Genomic DNA, 15,388 nt, shown 5'->3' on the forward strand with positions numbered 1-15,388 from the left:
GCGTGAGCGTCGTTCGGAGTCAGAACGTCCCGCCGGGCTGGCCGGGACGGGTGTGGCCACCCAGCGCGCCGGACTGGGAGCTCACCGCCGTGGAGTTCCTACTGGACTGCTGCCCGGCCGAGTTCCGCAACCATCCGGTGCTGCGCCGTCAGCCGCTGGTGCTGGCGCGGTTCGCCGGTTGGCAGCTGGACGGAGCGATTCGGGCCGGTGAGGTGGACCTGCGCACCCTGCGGGCGCAGCTGTCGGGACGAGTGTCGCCAGAGGTCGTGGGGCAGGCCGCCGAGGTCTGGCAGGAGGCGACCGCGCACCTGCAGCGACGTCGCCGCGAGGTCCGGCTGGTGGCCGATGCCCTGGGGGGTGCACGGTTCCGGGTTCGGCTGTGACGTAGACTCCTGGGGTGCCGCTTCTCGACCAGATCAACTGTCCTCAGGACCTGCGGAAGCTGGATCCCAGCCAGCTTCCCGAGTTGGCCGAGGAGATCCGGGCCTTCCTGATCAGCAATGTCAGCCGGACCGGCGGGCATCTGGGTCCCAACCTTGGCGTGGTCGAACTGACCATCGCACTGCACCGGGTCTTCGACTCGCCATCCGAGCCGATCATCTTCGACACCGGCCACCAGAGCTACGTCCACAAGATTCTGACCGGCCGTCAGGGCGACTTCCCGACCTTGCGCAAGCCCGGGGGCCTGTCCGGCTACCCCTCGCGCGCCGAGTCGCCGCACGACTGGGTGGAGAACTCCCACGCTTCGGCCGGGCTGTCCTGGGCGGACGGGCTGGCCAAGGCCTATCGGCTGCAGGGACGCGAGGACCACGTGGCCGTGGTGGTCGGTGACGGCGCCCTGACCGGAGGCATGGCCTGGGAGGCGCTGAACAACATCGCGGTCGCCCAGGACGAGCGGCTGGTGATCGTGATCAACGACAACGGCCGCTCCTACACCCCGACCGTGGGCGGCGTGGCCACCCAGCTTTCGGTGCTCGGCAAGCAGCTCACCGCGATCCGTACCGACCGCCGCTATGAGCGACTGCTGCACCGGATCAAGGAGACCGTTCTCGGTGCTCCGGTGATCGGGCAGATGATCTACGGGCTCATGCACGGCTTCAAGATGGGCGTCAAGGACGTCCTGGCGCCGCAGGGGATGTTCTCCGACCTCGGCCTGAAGTACGTGGGGCCGATCGACGGCCACGACGTGGCCGCCGTCGAGCTGGCCCTCCAGCGGGCCAAGGGCTTCGACGCTCCGGTGCTGGTGCACTGCATCACCCAGAAGGGACGTGGCTTCAAGGCCGCCGAGCAGGACGAGCAGGATCGCTTCCACGCGGTCGGCGTGATCGACGAGGTCACCGGCGAGTCGTTGGCTCCGGGCGTCCGCTCCTGGACCGATGCCTTCGGCGAGGAGTTGGCCCGGATCGCGGCCACCGACGATCAGGTGGTGGCGCTGACCGCGGCCATGCTGCACCCGACCGGCCTGGATCGGTTCGCCACGCTGTTCCCGGACCGGGTCTTCGATGTCGGTATCGCTGAACAGCATGCGGTCACCAGCGCGGCCGGCTTGGCCACTGCCGGGTTGCACCCGGTGGTCGCGGTGTACGCCACCTTCTTGAACCGCGCTTTCGACCAGGTCCTGATGGACGTCGCTTTGCACAAGCTCGGGGTCACCTTCGTCCTCGACCGGGCCGGGATCACCGGGCCGGACGGACCGAGCCACCACGGCCTGTGGGATCCGTCGCTGCTCGGCCTGGTCCCCGGGCTCACCTTGAGTGCCCCGCGCGACGAGCCCCGGCTGTGTGAGGCGCTCCGGACTGCGGTGAAAATCGATGATCGGCCCAGCGTGATCCGCTTCTCGAAGGAGGCGCTGCCGAGTCCGGTGCCGTCGATCGCCAAAGCCGGCTCGGTCGACGTGCTCTTCGGCGAAGGCTCCGGACGAGTCCTGGTGGTCGGCTACGGCCAACTGTGCGGGATGGCCGTCGAGGTCGGTCAACGACTGGCCCAGCAGGGGATCAGCGCGACCGTGGTTGATCCGGTCTGGGCGCTGCCTGTCTCTGCCGATCTCATCTCGCTGGTGGCCGCCCATGAGCTGGTGCTGACCATCGAGGACAACGAGATCGTCGGTGGGCTGGGTGCCCGGCTCTCCCAGGAGTGCCGAGCCGCCGGGCTGGACACCCGGATTCGGGAGTTCGGAGTGCCGTCACAGTTCGTCCCGCAGGGCGCCCGCAGTGAGCTCCTCGCCGAACTGGGCCTGACCGCTCAGCAGCTGGCCCGGTTCGCCACCGAGCAGATCGCCGCCACCGAGCGGCAGCAGAGCTTCACCAGAGCTGAGTGATCACCGGCACGGCCAGTTCACGCTGCCACTGGCGGGCCCCGAGTTCGGCCAGTCGCTGATCGGCTTCGGTCGCGTCCATGGTGGCCGGTGAATCCCACAGCAACCGGCGCAGATGGTCGGGGGAGAGCAGGTTCTCCACTGGGACCTCCAGGCTTTCGGCCAACTCGATCAGCGCCGGACGTACCCGGTTGAACCGCTCGAAGGACTCCGGCCAGCGCCGTTCCCACGCTCGCGGCTGCGGCGGTCCGTCCGGGATCAGGTGCCGGGCCGGGTACTCGGCCTTGGGGAGTTGGACGGCGCGGTTCACCGCAGCCAGCCATTGCTGCTCATTGCGCAGGGCGGAACGCTTGGCGAAGCCGGAGATGCCGCGCAGCCAGGTGCGATCCAGTCGGCGCTCGCGGTTGGTTTCGATCGACCGGGCCACCTCGACGATGTTGCGATCGGGGAGCACTCGGCCCGGTGCTCGGTCCTCGCTCCTGGCCAGCTCCTCGCGGGCCAGCCACAGCTCCCTGGCCACGGCCAGGCCGAGCAGGGTGCGCAGGGTGTGCAAGCCGGTGAGCCGGCGCCACGGCTCCTTGCGCGGCACGGCCGGGTCGTTGGCGTGCTCGGCCAGGTACTCGAACTCTTGCATGGCCCAATCCAGCTTGTCGGCTTCGGTGAGCCGCTCGATCTGCCACTCGCGCAGCTCGGTCAGCCGCTCGACGTCCAGGGCCGCGTAGTTCAGCCAGTCCTCGGGGATCGGTCGCTTTGACCAGTCCGCAGCCGAGTGCTCCTTGGCCAGTGAGAGTCCCAGTGCCTGCTCCATCAGCGCGCTCAGGTTCACCCGGGGCAGGCCCAGCAGGCGTGCGGCCAACTCGGTGTCGAAGAGCTGACGGGGGAGCAGTTTCACCTCGGCCAGGCAGGGCAGATCCTGGCTGGCGGCGTGCAGGATCCAGTCCACGTCCGACAGTTGCGCAGCCAGGGCGGAGAAGTCGGCCCTGGGCTGCCCGTTCTCGAAGGCGGTTGGGTCGATCAGGTGAGTGCCACCGCCGTCGCGGCGGAGCTGAATCAGATAAGCCTTGGCCGTGTAGCGGTAGCCGTGGGCGCGCTCGGTGTCGACGCCGACCGGCCCGTGGCCGGCGGCAAGAGCTGCCTGGCTGGCTTCCAGCGCGGCCGGGGTGTCCACCAGCGGTGGAACTCCCTCGGCCGGGGCGGCCAGGACGGGATAGGTGACGACGGGCTGCGTGGCTTCGGTCTCTACCTCAGCCACGATCCTGCCCTTCGTGATGCAATCGGAACCACTCCTTCAGGCAATGGCGGCAACCCCGCGGTCTGGCAGACCAGGTCTGCCCAACTCTCCAGGTGCCGCACCAAATCATCCGCACACTCGATCAGCGGCGTCCACGATGCACGCAGCTCGATCTCGGCCCGCAGTCCATCGGTGGCGATCCCGCCGAAAGAACGGCTGGCCACTGTAGTGACCGTCCCACTGGGCGCGATGAAGGCCGCATGGTTACGCTCCAGCGCGTCCAGCAGCCACGACCAGCCCACTTCTGTGATCAGCGGATCGATCGCCATCTCGGCGTCCACCTCTGCCCGGGCATAGGTGACACAACGGAACTCACCCTCCCAGGCAGCGCTGCCGGCCGGATCGTGGAGCAGCACCAGTCGTCCGCTGCCGAGTTCCTCCTCGGCAACTTCGACCTCGGCGCTGATCGCCACCGAGAACGGCGCAATCTTCGCCGGGGCCGGGATCTCTTCGACGCTCAGCTCCGGTCGCCAGGACATCCCGACGATCGCGTTCACCACCTCTTGGAACAGTGGTGAAGGAGTCGGCTCGAACCGTGCGGCCACGCTCCGAGCCTAGTGAAGGCCGGGGCTCAGGACTCGCTGGGCGCGCCGTGAGTGGCCGAGCCGTCCGGTTCGAAGGTCAGGCTGACCGAGTTGATGCAGAACCGCTGGTCGGTCGGGGTCTGGTACCCCTCGCCCTCGAAGACGTGTCCCAGGTGGGAGTCGCAGGCGGCGCAGCGCACCTCGACCCGAGCCCGTCCGGGCAGGCTGCGATCCTCCAGGTAGACCACCCGATCCTCGGCGGCGGCGGTGTAGAAGGACGGCCAGCCGCAGTGCGACTCGAACTTGTGGTCACTGCGGAACAGCTCGGTGCCGCAGGCGCGGCAGCGGTAGATGCCGGCGGCGGTGGTGTCGGTGTACTCACCGGTGAACGGTGCTTCGGTGCCGGACTCGCGCAGGACGCGGTACTCCAGCGGCGAGAGCAGAGCCTTCCACTGTTCGGGGGTCTTCTCGATCTTGAGGCTCATCCGCAACTCCTTCGCAATTGTCTGCCGGACGCTCTGCTGCAGCCGGACCCTAGCCTGGGTCCATGGCCACGTCAGAGTTGATACTCGAGCTGGACGACCAACAGGTCCGGATCAGCAGCCCGGAGAAGGTCTACTTTCCCTCTCTGCACCTCAACAAAGCGGACGTGGTCGGATATTTCCGCAGCGTGGGGCCAGGGATCCTGCGCGCGTTGCACCATCGTCCCACAGCCATGGAGCGGTGGCCGGGCGGGGTGCCGGGGCCCGACGACGAGCCGCAGGAGGCTTTCTACCAGAAGCGGCTCCCGGGCAATGCTCCGGACTGGGTGGCCCGGGTGGAGGTGAGGTTCCCCTCGGGACGTACCGCTGTCGAGGTGGCGCCGGACAACCTGGCCACAGTGCTCTGGATGGCCAACCTGGGCACGCTGCGGTTCCATCCCTGGCCGGTGCGCAGCGCGGCGCCCGAACTCGTCGATCAGCTGCGCCTGGATCTGGACCCGCAGCCGGGCACCGGGTTCCGGCAGGCCGCTGAGGCTGCCGTGGAGCTGCGCGAGGTGCTCACGGAGGCCGGCCTGACCGCCTTCTGCAAGACCAGTGGCGGACGCGGCGTCCATGTCTTCGTCCGGATCGAGCCCAGCGACTTCATCACGGCCCGGCATGCGGTGATCGCGGCCGGACGCGAGCTGGCCAGACGGCGTCCCGAACTGGTCACCGTGAACTGGTGGAAGGAGGAGCGCGGCGAGCGGATCTTCCTGGACTTCAACCAGATGGCCCGCGACCGGCTGATGACCTCGGCCTACTCGATCCGTCCGGTGCCCGACGCGCTGGTGTCCGCCCCGCTGACCTGGGACGAGCTGACTGAGGCCGAGCCGCAGGACTTCAGCGTGGTGACCATGCCCGAGCGGTTCGCTGAGCGGGGCGACCTGTGGGCCGAGCTGGACACTGTTGCACCCGGGTCACTGGCGACTCTGATCGAGTGGTACGACCGGGACGCCGCCGACGGCGAGGGCGAGCTGCCCTATCCACCGGAGTATCCGAAGATGCCTGGCGAGCCGCCGCGGGTGCAGCCCAGCCGCAAGAACCAGGCCAACTGGGAGGATCCGAACTAGCCCGTCGGGCCGAGGATCTCGGCGAGATCGAACCGGGGCACCTCGGCCAGCTGATCGAAGGTGCACGAGGCCGGCTCGCGATCGGGGCGCCATCGCCGGAAGCCGACGGTGTGCCGGAACCGCTCGCCCTCGAGGTGGTCGTAGCCGACTTCGCAGACCAGCATCGGCCAGATCAGCTGGGTCTGCCGAGCCACGGAGTTCCAGCGGTTGGTGGCCCGCGGGCCGCCGTTGTCCGGGTTGCCGTCGGCCCAGGGGTGCGGTGCGTCGGCCGGCAGGTCGAGTTCACTGAGCAGGGCGGCCAGGTCGCGGCGCACAGTGGTGGCGAAGGCCGAACTGGCTCCGACAAAGCGCAGCGTGCCGTCGGCCGCATACAGGCCCAGTTGCAGCGAACTCACCTGGGGCTGGGCCGACGCCTGATCGAGCCGGTATCCGGCCACCACCACGTCCGCCTCGCGCGCGTGTTTGATCTTGAACATTGCCCGTTCGCCGGGCCGATAGGGCTGGTCCAGTGGCTTGGCCACCACCCCGTCCAGGCCGGCGCCCTCGAACTGGGTGAACCAGCGCTCGGCCAGCGCCTGATCCAGAGTCAACGGGGTCACGTGGATGCGCTCGGACGGCTCGGCCAGGGCGAGCTCCAGTCGCCGGCGGCGTTCGGTGAAGGGCCGCTCGACGAGCAGTTCGTCACCTTCGGCGAGCAGATCCCAGAAGACCAGTGAGGCCGGATGGCGCACGGAAAGCTCGGCGACCCGCTTCGCCGAGGGGTGCACTCGTTCGCCAAGCAGGGTGAAGTCCAGCCGATCGCCGTTCACCACCACCAGCTCGCCGTCCAGGACGCAGCGAGCCGGAGTGCCGGCCCGCACAGCCTGCACCGCCTCGGGGAAGTAGCCGCTGAGGTCCTTGCCATTGCGGCTGGACAGGACCACCTCGTCGCCGTCGCGGAAGACCAGGCAGCGGTAGCCGTCCCACTTGGGCTCGTAGGCCAAGCCGGGCGGAATGGCCGTGGTGGCCCGGGCCAGCATCGGCTCAACCGGAGGCAGGAGCGGCAGCTGCATCTCCACATCGTGGCAGTAGGGCTCGGCACAGCCGGCGGGATGGGGTAAGACTGCTGCAATGAGTTCACATTCGGCGAAGCGGGCCGGACGGCCGCTGTCGGAGTTGCTGCGGGTACCGGCCGGTCCGGTCCGGTTGGCTGACTTCGACCCGTCCGCCACCCCGGGGTACCCGGGCCACGGCAAGTCCGACTCGCAGGAGGAGACCGACGCCTTGGGCGTCGAGCTGTCCGACCTGCAGGAGGTCCTCTACGCCAATGGACGATCGGAGCCGGAGACGGCTCCGGGGGTGCTGGTGGTGTTGCAGGGGATGGACACCTCGGGCAAGGGCGGGGTGATCCGGCACGCGATCGGTTTGGTGGATCCACAAGGCGTCCAGCTGGCTGCGTTCAAGGCGCCCACCGCCGAGGAACGCGCGCACGACTTCCTGTGGCGGATCCGCAAGGCACTGCCCGGTCCGGGAATGATCGGCATCTTCGACCGCTCGCACTACGAGGACGTCCTGGTGGTGCGGGTCGAGTCGCTGGTGCCGGAGGCCGAGTGGCGCCGGCGCTACGACCAGATCAACGAGTTCGAAGCCGAACTGGTCGCCGGTGGCACCACGGTGATCAAGTGCATGCTCAATGTCTCCTTCGAGGAGCAGCGCCGTCGGCTCGCCGAGCGGCTGGCCGAGCCCAGCAAGTACTGGAAGTACAACCCCGGCGACGTTGACGCGCGGCTGAAGTGGCCGGCCTACCAGGAGGCCTACGCGGCCGCTCTGGAGCTGTGCAACACCCCGGACGCGCCCTGGCACGTGATTCCGGCGGACCGCAAGTGGTATCGCAACTGGGCGGTGGCCGAGTTGCTGCGCGAGGCGTTGGCCGACCTGAAGCTGGACTGGCCCCCGGCCGAGTTCGATGTCGCCACCGAGCAGGCCCGGGTGGAGGCGAGCTGACTCAGGCGCTGACCACGCTCAGGTGCCGCTCGGGCACCTCTTCGGTCTCGGCGTCCTCCAGGCCGAAGTCGAGCAGATCCATGGCGGCGAACGCGTAGCGAGCCAGGACCAGGTCGATCACCTCGCGGGCTGCCCCCAGCGGTTCGCTCACGGCGACTGCGCCGTAGCGGTAAGCCAGATCCGACTGCGCGCGGTAGGACTCGTCGGCAGCCAGGAAGAACGAACCCACGGCGATGTGCCGGCGGCCCTGGGCGCGCAGGCTCATGATCGCCTGAGCCACCGAGGGACCCGAATCGTCGGCGACCGCGGTCAGGCAGGGGAGCCGGTGGTGGGTCGACCACTGCCGGGCCCGGCGGGCCAGCAGCGAGCTGCCGCGGACGTCGCCGCCGCAGTCGGCCGAGAGCACCAGTCCGTCCAGCTCGAGGCAACGAGCCTGGCTGAGCGAGGAGCGCAGCCGCTGGTCGAGGATGGTGAGCAGGCTCAGCTCGGGGCCGATCGGACGCGACATGGTGAAGCGCAGCTTCGGGTGCCGCGAGCGGGAGCGGCTGAGGACATCGTCCAGGAAGGGCGAGCAATCCACGGCGTGGGTCAGCTGGAGCGGAACCAGGACAACCTCGTCGATGCCGGCTTCGGCAATCTGATCGGCCACCTGGCCGACCGAGGGCGGGCTCTGCTCGAGAAAGGCACCATGAATGGAGATCTCCGAACGCAACTGCTGCAATCCGCTACGCAACTCGTGGGTGACCTGAGCCACCATCGGGTCGGAGCTTCCGCGGGCCACCATCACAAGTGCTGGGGCAGTCATGCGCGTGCCTTCCTGTCTGAAGAGGACGGCTCCCTTGCCGGGTTTCCTGTCAGACACAAGAGTGGTCGTAACCATCTCGTTATGCAATTTCACGTACCGGACGCTGAGACGTCCGTCCAGATATTGAGATCGCCTGTTACGTGCGAGTTACGTAGGCGTTGGAAGTAGGCGACAAAGCGAGATGTCGTCCAGATTGTGGGATTTGGCTGTTCGGATGCCGGGACGGCTCTCCGGAGAGAGATGGTGGGCGATACTGGGTTCGAACCAGTGACCTCTTCGGTGTGAACGAAGCGCGCTACCACTGCGCCAATCGCCCGCGACTTGGGTACATCCTCGGCTTCGCGGGGAGCCGATTGTGGGCGACACTGGGATCGAACCAGTGACCTCTTCCGTGTCAGGGAAGCGCGCTACCGCTGCGCCAGCCGCCCGAGGTGGAGACGGGATTTGAACCCGTGTACACGGATTTGCAGTCCGTTGCCTCGCCTCTCGGCCACTCCACCGGCGAGAGCCGGTCTCGAAGTCGGGATGATGAGACCTTCTCCGAGCGGACGACGGGATTCGAACCCGCGACCCTCACCTTGGCAAGGTGATGCTCTACCAACTGAGCCACGTCCGCATGCTCTTGCGTCCGGCGCAAGTGCGAGAGCAACCATAACCTAAGCCCTGACCGGCCGCAAAACGGGTGCTCGCAGGCCCTCATTCCCGACCCGACAACGCTACTCGGAAGGGTCTCTCGACCGGCCGGGCGGCCGGCGAAGGTGATCGCTGTGCGGTGGCGCCGCGACGCACGTCCCGGCGATCTGCGGCAGACTAGGAGGCCGCAAGGAAAGGAAGTCCACCCGTGTCCGTGTCCATCACCGTGTCAGCCCTGCAGTCCCAGCCCGAGGCGAGGACGGTCGAGGCCGGCACTACCGCGCTGACCTTGTTCGGCGATCGCACCGTGGTGGCAGCGCGGATCAACGGACGGCTGGTCGACCTGACCACCGAGGTGGCCGAGGGTGACGTCGTCGAGGCGGTCGCGATCGACAGCCCGGACGGCCTGAACGTGATCCGACACTCCTGCGCCCACGTGGCCGCACAGGCCGTGCAGTCACTGTTCGTCGAAGCCAAGCTCGGCATCGGGCCGCCCATCACCGACGGCTTCTACTACGACTTCCAGGTGCCCACCCCGTTCACCCCGGAGGACTACCGGGCGATCGACAAGGCCATGGGCCGGATCGTCAAGGAGAAGCAGCGCTTCGTCCGCCGGGTCGTCAGCGATGATCGGGCCCGAGAGGAGTTGGCGACCGAGCCGTACAAGCTCGAGCTGATCGGTCTGAAGGGCAACAGCGACGCGACCGAGGGCGCCTCGGTCGAGGTCGGCGCCGGCGAACTGACCATCTACGACAACGTCCGCCGCGACGGCTCGGTGGCCTGGCGCGACCTGTGTCGCGGCCCGCACGTCCCGGACACCTCCTACTTGAAGGCGTTCGCGATCACCCGCAGTTCGGCCGCTTACTGGCGTGGCGATCAGGCCAACGCTCAGCTGCAGCGCCTGTATGGGACGGCCTGGCCGACCAAGGAGGACCTGGTCGCCTACCAGGAGCGTCTGGCCGAGGCGGCCCGCCGCGACCACCGGAAGCTGGGCACCGAGCTCGACCTGTTCAGCTTCCCCGAGGAGCTGGGCGCCGGTCTGCCGGTCTTCCATCCCAAGGGTGGAGTGCTGAAGCGGGTCATGGAGGACTACGTCCGGGCCGCGCACATCAAGGCTGGCTTCTCGTACGTGGGCACCCCGCACATCTCCAAGGAGGGGCTGTTCCACACCTCCGGGCACCTGCCGTACTACGCCGACGGGATGTTCCCGCCCATGGACGACGACGGCCAGAACTATTACCTCAAGGCAATGAACTGCCCGATGCACAACCTGATCTTCAAGAGCCGGGGCCGCTCGTACCGCGAGCTGCCGCTGCGCTTCTTCGAGTTCGGCACGGTGTACCGCAATGAGAAGTCCGGCGTCCTGCAAGGACTCACCCGGGTGCGCTCGATCACCCAGGACGACTCGCACTCCTATGTGATGGCCGAGCATGCCGCCGACGAGGTCAAGCATCTGCTCACCTTCGTGACCAACCTGCTGGAGGACTTCGGCCTGGACGACTACTACCTCGAGCTGTCCACCAGAGACACCGAGGGCAGCAAGTCCACCAAGTTCATCGGCTCGGACGAGCAGTGGGAGAAGGCCACCGCCATCCTCGAGCAGGTCGGCCTCGAGTCCGGGCTCGCGCTCGTCCCTGATCCGGGCGGAGCGGCCTACTACGGGCCGAAGATCTCGGTGCAGGCCAAGGATGCGATCGGACGCACCTGGCAGATGTCGACGATCCAGTACGACTTCAACCAGCCGGCCCGGTTCGGCCTGACCTACACCGGTCCGGACGGGCACCCGGCCGAGCCGGTGATGATCCACTCGGCCAAGTTCGGCTCGATCGAGCGTTTCATCGGCGTGCTCACCGAGCACTACGCCGGGGCCTTCCCGGCCTGGCTGGCGCCGGTGCAGGTGATCGCCATCCCGGTGGCCGCCGAGTACGACGACTACCTGGCCGGGATCGCCGCCCAGCTCACCGAGGCCGGCATCCGGGTTGAGGTTGATCGTTCCGATGATCGCTTCGGCAAGAAGATCCGCAATGCGCAGACCCAGAAGGTGCCGTTCATGCTGATCGCCGGCGAGGCGGACGCCGCCGCGGGCGCGGTGTCGTTCCGCTACCGGGACGGCAGCCAGAACAACGGTGTGGCAATCGAGGACGCGATCGCCGAGATCATCGCGAATACCCGTCCGCCGCAGCGATGACCGGGGCCGAACCGGCGTCCGGGCTGCCGGGGGATCCGGACGGCTACCAGCGGCTGTGGACGCCGCACCGCATGGTCTACATCAAGGGCGAGAACAAGCCGGAGAGCGCGGCCGCTGAGGTCTGCCCGTTCTGCCGGGTGGGCGGCCTCGACGACGCCGAGGCACTGATCGTCCATCGCGGACGGCTGGCCTTCGTGGTGCTGAACCTGTACCCCTACGCTCCGGGCCATCTGCTGATCTGCCCGAACCGGCATATCGCCGACTGGACCGAGGCGACCCCGGAGGAGCGGGCCGAGATCGGGGAGCTCACCGCCACGGCCATGACCGTGCTGCGGGCGGTGTCCGGCCCGGGTGGCTTCAACCTGGGTGTGAACCAGGGCTCGGTGGCCGGGGCCGGCATTGCCGCGCACCTGCACCAGCATGTCGTCCCACGCTGGTTGGGCGACGCCAATTTCCTTCCGGTGGTCGGCCAGACCAAGGCAATTCCGCAGTTGCTGGGCGAGACGCGCGCCGTTCTGGCCGACGCGTGGAACCGCCACTAGTGGCTGTGGCCTAGGCTGGGCGAATGGCAGGCGAACCGTACGACACCGAGCGGGTGTTCACGGTACCCAATGTGCTCAGCTTCATTCGGCTGGCCGGAGTACCGCTGTTCCTGTGGCTGTTGCTGGTTCGCGAGGCGGACATCTGGGCCGTGGTGGTGCTCGCCATCGGCGGCGCCACCGACTGGCTGGACGGCTACCTGGCCCGCAGCTGGCACCAACGCTCCCGGCTGGGTCAGGTCCTCGACCCGCTGGCTGACCGTCTCTACATCCTGGCCACTCTGGTCGGCTTCGCGATCCGCGAGATCGTGCCCTGGTGGCTGGTCGCGCTGCTGGCGGCTCGGGACGTGCTGATGTTCACCACCATCTGGCCGGCACTGCGCCGCCGGGGCTTCGTCAGTCTTCCGGTGCACTTTCTGGGCAAGGCCGCGACCTTCGCGCTGCTCTACGCCTTCCCGCTGGTCCTCCTGGGCTCCGGCGACGATGCCTGGCAGATCGGCATGCGAGTGGTCGGCTGGGCCTGCGTGATCTGGGGCACCGCGCTCTACTGGTGGTCGGGGCTGCTCTACATCGGCCAAGGCATCGACGTCGTCCGTCGGTTCCCGCTGAATCGCGCGGGCGCATCGCAGGTGTGATCCGAACCTCACTGGGTGGTTGAGGGTAGGGTGTTGCCCGGCACTGGGAGGTGCCTGCGCGACGAAATCAAGGAGTGACCGTGTACCCAGATGATCTCAGCTACACGCCCAAGCACGAGTGGGTCCGTCAGGGTGCCGGCGACGTCGTCCGCGTCGGAATCACCAGCTTCGCGGCCGGGGAACTCGGTGACGTGGTCTTCGTTTCGCTGCCTCAGGTGGGCGAAGAGATCGCCCTCGGCGACGCCTGCGCGGAGGTCGAGTCGACCAAGAGCGTTTCGGACGTGTACTCGCCGGCCACCGGCGTGATCACCGCCGTGAACGAGCTCCTCAACGACTCTCCCGAAACCGTGAACTCTGACCCTTACGGTGATGGTTGGCTGTTCGAGGTCGAGCTTTCCGATCCCAGCGAGTTGGACGACTTGCTTGACGCTGACAGCTACGCCGAACAGGTGGCGGGTTAGGCTGAAGCTCAACTGTAGAGCTTCGCGACGCGGAGAGGAGGTGGCGTCATGCTGAGTTGTCCGGCGTGTGGGCACGATCTGGTTGAGACTGTGAACTTCTGCCCGCACTGTGGGGCCAGCCTGGCCAAGCTGTCCGGTGACACCACCCGAGTGATCACCCCGGTGGTGGAGGAGTTCCGCGCCGAGGACCTGCCCGATGCGGACGCCGCGGCCATCGCTGCGCTGCCGTCCGGTTCTGCGCTGCTGATCGTTCTGCGCGGTGGGCACGCCGACGGACGGTTCCTGATCGACTCCGATGTGGTCACTGCCGGCCGGCACCCGCGCTGCGACATCTTCCTCGACGACATCACGGTCTCCCGGCATCACGCCCGATTCACCCGCCGCGACGGCAGCGTGTGGGTGAGCGACGAGAACAGCCTCAACGGCACCTACGTGAACAAGAACCTGGTCGAGCAGGAGCTCGCCCTGCAGTCCGGCGATGAGGTGCAGATCGGGAAGTACCGGATGGTGTTCTTCTCCGGGCAGGGCTGATGGCTCTCGGGCTGCGCAGCATTGGCCAGGTGCTGGCCGTACTCAAGCCCGAGTTCGAGGACATCTCCATCTCCAAGATCAGGTTCCTCGAGTCGGAAGGATTGATCTCGCCTGAGCGAGCGCCTTCGGGCTATCGGCGTTACGCCGAATCCGACATCGAGCGGCTGCGCTACATCCTCGATGTGCAGAAGAACCATTACCTGCCGCTGAAGGTGATCCGCGAGCACCTCGACATGATGGATCGCGGGCAGCAGCCGCCGGCCCTGTCATCGGCCACCAGTGCGCCGGCCGAAGGCGACCCGGTCGAGCAGGCCAACGCCCTGGCGCCGCGTCCGGTGCCGCCGAAGCGGGCCATCCGAGTGACGCGCCGCGAGCTGCTGGATCTCAGTGGCCTGACTGACGCCGCACTCAACGAGCTGGAGAAGCATCAGTTGGTGGTCCCGCGCCGAGGCACCATCTACTACGGACGCGACGCGCTCACCGTCGCCGTGATCGCCCGCAAGCTGGCCGCCTTCGGCATGGACGCCCGGCATCTGCGCGTGGTCAAGCAGGCCGCAGAACGGGAGGTCGGCTTGATCGAGCAGGCCATCGCCCCTCACCTTCGGCGCAACCCGACCTCCCGTGCGTTGCCGGCCGAGGTGATGCAGCTGGTCCTGCACGCCCATGCCGCCATCATGCGTTCCCAGCTGCCGCAGTGAGGTTGGCGATGATTGAGGTCCGAGTAGCCGAGATACGAGTGTCCGGGGTGGAGACCGCCCCGGTGGTGGTGCTGGTCGAGGTGGGCGGCGCCGGCCGCCGGCTGCCGATTTGGATGAGCCACGGCGGGGCAGCGGCGATCTTCGGGGCCACCGATGAGCCCGACGAGGATCGTCCCAGCATTCACGATGTGGCCGGACAGCTCGCGCTGGCCCTGGCCGAGCCACTGATCGAGGCCCGGATCACCGCCTGTGACGAGGGCGAGTACTACGCCGAGCTGGTCTTCGCCAACCGTGCCATCGCCACCCGCGCCAGCGACGCCATCGCGGTCGCGCTGCGGGTGGGCTGCCGCGTGTTGTGTGCCCCGGAGGTGTTGGACGAGTACGGCCTGATTCCTGCGCCGGACGCCGATCCCTTGGTCGGAGACGACGAGGTGGAGCGGTTCCGCGAGTTCCTGGACAGCGTCAACCCCGATGACTTCTCCGGGGGGCCCGAGAAACTCTGAGGTGCTGCTTCAGAGTCCAGGGCGGTCCGGCGCGGCGTCCGGCGTGTCGTTGACCGCGGTCGGCACTGCCGATTAGCGTCGTAATCCCAGCGCGGTAGTTCGCTGAATCGGAAGGGGCTGGACCAATGAACGCAGGGCATGAGGCAGTAGCTGCCGGCCAGGGCGTGCAGGATCTGCTGTTCGAGGGCGACTTCGCTCCGATGCCCGACGATCTCGGCTTCCGCGGGCCAGTGGCCTGTCGGGCGGCTGGCATCACCTACCGCCAGTTGGACTACTGGGCCCGGACCGGACTGGTGGTGCCCGAGGTGCGCTCTGCGGAGGGCTCCGGCACCCAGCGGCTGTACAGCTTCCGTGACCTGCTGATGCTGAAGGTGATCAAGCGGCTGATCGATGCCGGCATCTCGCTGCAGCAGATCCGCACTGCGGTCGACCACCTGCGGGCTCGCGGGGTGGACGATCTGACCGAGGTCACTCTTCTCAGCGACGGTGTCTCGGTCTACGAGTGCACCTCCGACGACCAGGTGATCGACCTGCTCAAGGGTGGCCAGGGCATGTTCGGGATCGCCCTGGGCGGCGTCTGGCGCGACATCGAGGGCACCCTGCACGAGCTTCCGGCCGAGCGCGCCGAGGAGCCGGTGGCTCCGGCCAACGACGAGCTCTCCCAGCGCCGTCGGGCACGAATCGCCGGCTGA

Annotated in this window: 17 protein-coding genes and 4 tRNA genes; 12 read left to right on the plus strand and 9 right to left on the minus strand. The window is 67.8% G+C overall.

Going from position 1 to position 15,388, the window contains the following annotated elements:
- Positions 1-2: 2 nt before the first annotated feature.
- Both ATK74_RS05715 and dxs read left to right on the plus strand, forming a co-directional pair.
- Positions 3-383, plus strand: a complete 381-nt coding sequence (locus ATK74_RS05715; protein WP_098460133.1) for a hypothetical protein — start codon at positions 3-5, stop codon at positions 381-383.
- 14 nt (positions 384-397) lie between these two features.
- Positions 398-2,317 carry a 1-deoxy-D-xylulose-5-phosphate synthase gene (gene dxs, locus ATK74_RS05720; protein ID WP_098460134.1) on the plus strand — a complete coding sequence of 640 codons (1,920 nt, stop codon included), beginning with the start codon at positions 398-400 and terminating at the stop codon, positions 2,315-2,317.
- Here the strand turns inward: dxs and ATK74_RS05725 are convergent.
- From ATK74_RS05725 to msrB, 3 genes are read right to left on the minus strand one after another with little or no spacing between them, the layout of a single operon-like run.
- Positions 2,301-3,566: an HRDC domain-containing protein gene (locus ATK74_RS05725; RefSeq protein ID WP_211283293.1), complete on the minus strand. Its 1,266-nt coding sequence runs from the start codon at positions 3,564-3,566 to the stop codon at positions 2,301-2,303. The two genes, dxs and ATK74_RS05725, sit on opposite strands and share 17 nt — an antisense overlap.
- A complete protein-coding gene (locus ATK74_RS05730) occupies positions 3,554-4,150 on the minus strand; it encodes a DUF3000 domain-containing protein (protein WP_098460135.1) in 597 nt (198 codons plus the stop codon). The genes ATK74_RS05725 and ATK74_RS05730 overlap by 13 nt, the downstream gene beginning before the upstream one ends.
- Before the next feature lie 26 nt (positions 4,151-4,176).
- Entirely contained in the window at positions 4,177-4,614 is a 438-nt protein-coding gene (gene msrB / locus ATK74_RS05735; protein WP_098460136.1) for a peptide-methionine (R)-S-oxide reductase MsrB, read from the minus strand.
- A gap of 62 nt (positions 4,615-4,676) precedes the next feature.
- Here msrB and ATK74_RS05740 point away from each other — a divergent pair, with 62 nt between their 5' ends.
- Entirely contained in the window at positions 4,677-5,720 is a 1,044-nt protein-coding gene (locus ATK74_RS05740) for a DNA polymerase domain-containing protein (RefSeq protein WP_098460137.1), read from the plus strand.
- Here ATK74_RS05740 and ATK74_RS05745 read toward each other — a convergent pair.
- Positions 5,717-6,772: an ATP-dependent DNA ligase gene (locus ATK74_RS05745; RefSeq protein WP_098460138.1), complete on the minus strand. Its 1,056-nt coding sequence runs from the start codon at positions 6,770-6,772 to the stop codon at positions 5,717-5,719. The two genes, ATK74_RS05740 and ATK74_RS05745, sit on opposite strands and share 4 nt — an antisense overlap.
- A gap of 58 nt (positions 6,773-6,830) precedes the next feature.
- Here ATK74_RS05745 and ATK74_RS05750 point away from each other — a divergent pair, with 58 nt between their 5' ends.
- Positions 6,831-7,703 carry a polyphosphate kinase 2 family protein gene (locus ATK74_RS05750; RefSeq protein WP_098460139.1) on the plus strand — a complete coding sequence of 291 codons (873 nt, stop codon included), beginning with the start codon at positions 6,831-6,833 and terminating at the stop codon, positions 7,701-7,703.
- Between the two features lies 1 nt (position 7,704).
- Here ATK74_RS05750 and ATK74_RS05755 read toward each other — a convergent pair whose 3' ends face one another.
- The 5 genes from ATK74_RS05755 to ATK74_RS05775 form a co-directional block, all read right to left on the minus strand.
- Complete coding sequence (locus tag ATK74_RS05755) at positions 7,705-8,508, minus strand: sirohydrochlorin chelatase (RefSeq protein ID WP_169923748.1); 804 nt, start codon at positions 8,506-8,508, stop codon at positions 7,705-7,707.
- A 241-nt stretch (positions 8,509-8,749) separates the two neighbouring features.
- A tRNA-Val gene (locus ATK74_RS05760) sits at positions 8,750-8,824 on the minus strand.
- Between the two features lie 40 nt (positions 8,825-8,864).
- A tRNA-Val gene (locus ATK74_RS05765) sits at positions 8,865-8,936 on the minus strand.
- A gap of 1 nt (position 8,937) precedes the next feature.
- Positions 8,938-9,008: transfer RNA gene (locus ATK74_RS05770), tRNA-Cys, on the minus strand.
- 43 nt (positions 9,009-9,051) lie between these two features.
- Positions 9,052-9,124 (minus strand) — tRNA-Gly (locus tag ATK74_RS05775).
- Between the two features lie 225 nt (positions 9,125-9,349).
- Between ATK74_RS05775 and thrS the strand changes: the two genes are divergently transcribed.
- The 8 genes from thrS (at position 9,350) to ATK74_RS05815 (ending at position 15,388) form a co-directional block, all read left to right on the plus strand.
- Entirely contained in the window at positions 9,350-11,329 is a 1,980-nt protein-coding gene (thrS, locus tag ATK74_RS05780) for a threonine--tRNA ligase (RefSeq protein WP_211283294.1), read from the plus strand.
- Positions 11,326-11,871 (plus strand): HIT family protein, encoded by a 546-nt coding sequence (locus ATK74_RS05785; RefSeq protein WP_098460141.1) that lies wholly within the window; start codon positions 11,326-11,328, stop codon positions 11,869-11,871. Before thrS ends, ATK74_RS05785 begins: the two co-directional genes overlap by 4 nt.
- Positions 11,872-11,894: 23 nt before the next feature.
- On the plus strand, positions 11,895-12,503 hold the full coding sequence (clsA, locus tag ATK74_RS05790) for a cardiolipin synthase ClsA (RefSeq protein WP_098460142.1): 609 nt from the start codon (positions 11,895-11,897) through the stop codon (positions 12,501-12,503).
- An 80-nt stretch (positions 12,504-12,583) separates the two neighbouring features.
- A complete protein-coding gene (gene gcvH / locus ATK74_RS05795) occupies positions 12,584-12,964 on the plus strand; it encodes a glycine cleavage system protein GcvH (protein ID WP_098460143.1) in 381 nt (126 codons plus the stop codon).
- A gap of 48 nt (positions 12,965-13,012) precedes the next feature.
- On the plus strand, positions 13,013-13,495 hold the full coding sequence (locus ATK74_RS05800; protein WP_098460144.1) for an FHA domain-containing protein: 483 nt from the start codon (positions 13,013-13,015) through the stop codon (positions 13,493-13,495).
- Complete coding sequence (ftsR, locus tag ATK74_RS05805; RefSeq protein WP_098460145.1) at positions 13,495-14,193, plus strand: transcriptional regulator FtsR; 699 nt, start codon at positions 13,495-13,497, stop codon at positions 14,191-14,193. Before ATK74_RS05800 ends, ftsR begins: the two co-directional genes overlap by 1 nt.
- An 8-nt stretch (positions 14,194-14,201) precedes the next feature.
- Positions 14,202-14,696, plus strand: a complete 495-nt coding sequence (locus ATK74_RS05810) for a bifunctional nuclease family protein (protein WP_098460146.1) — start codon at positions 14,202-14,204, stop codon at positions 14,694-14,696.
- 125 nt (positions 14,697-14,821) lie between these two features.
- Positions 14,822-15,388, plus strand: coding sequence for a MerR family transcriptional regulator (locus tag ATK74_RS05815; protein ID WP_098460147.1), 567 nt, complete (start codon positions 14,822-14,824; stop codon positions 15,386-15,388).

The organism is Propionicimonas paludicola (assembly GCF_002563675.1).
In the GTDB taxonomy this organism is placed as follows: Bacteria; Actinomycetota; Actinomycetes; order Propionibacteriales; family Propionibacteriaceae; genus Propionicimonas; species Propionicimonas paludicola.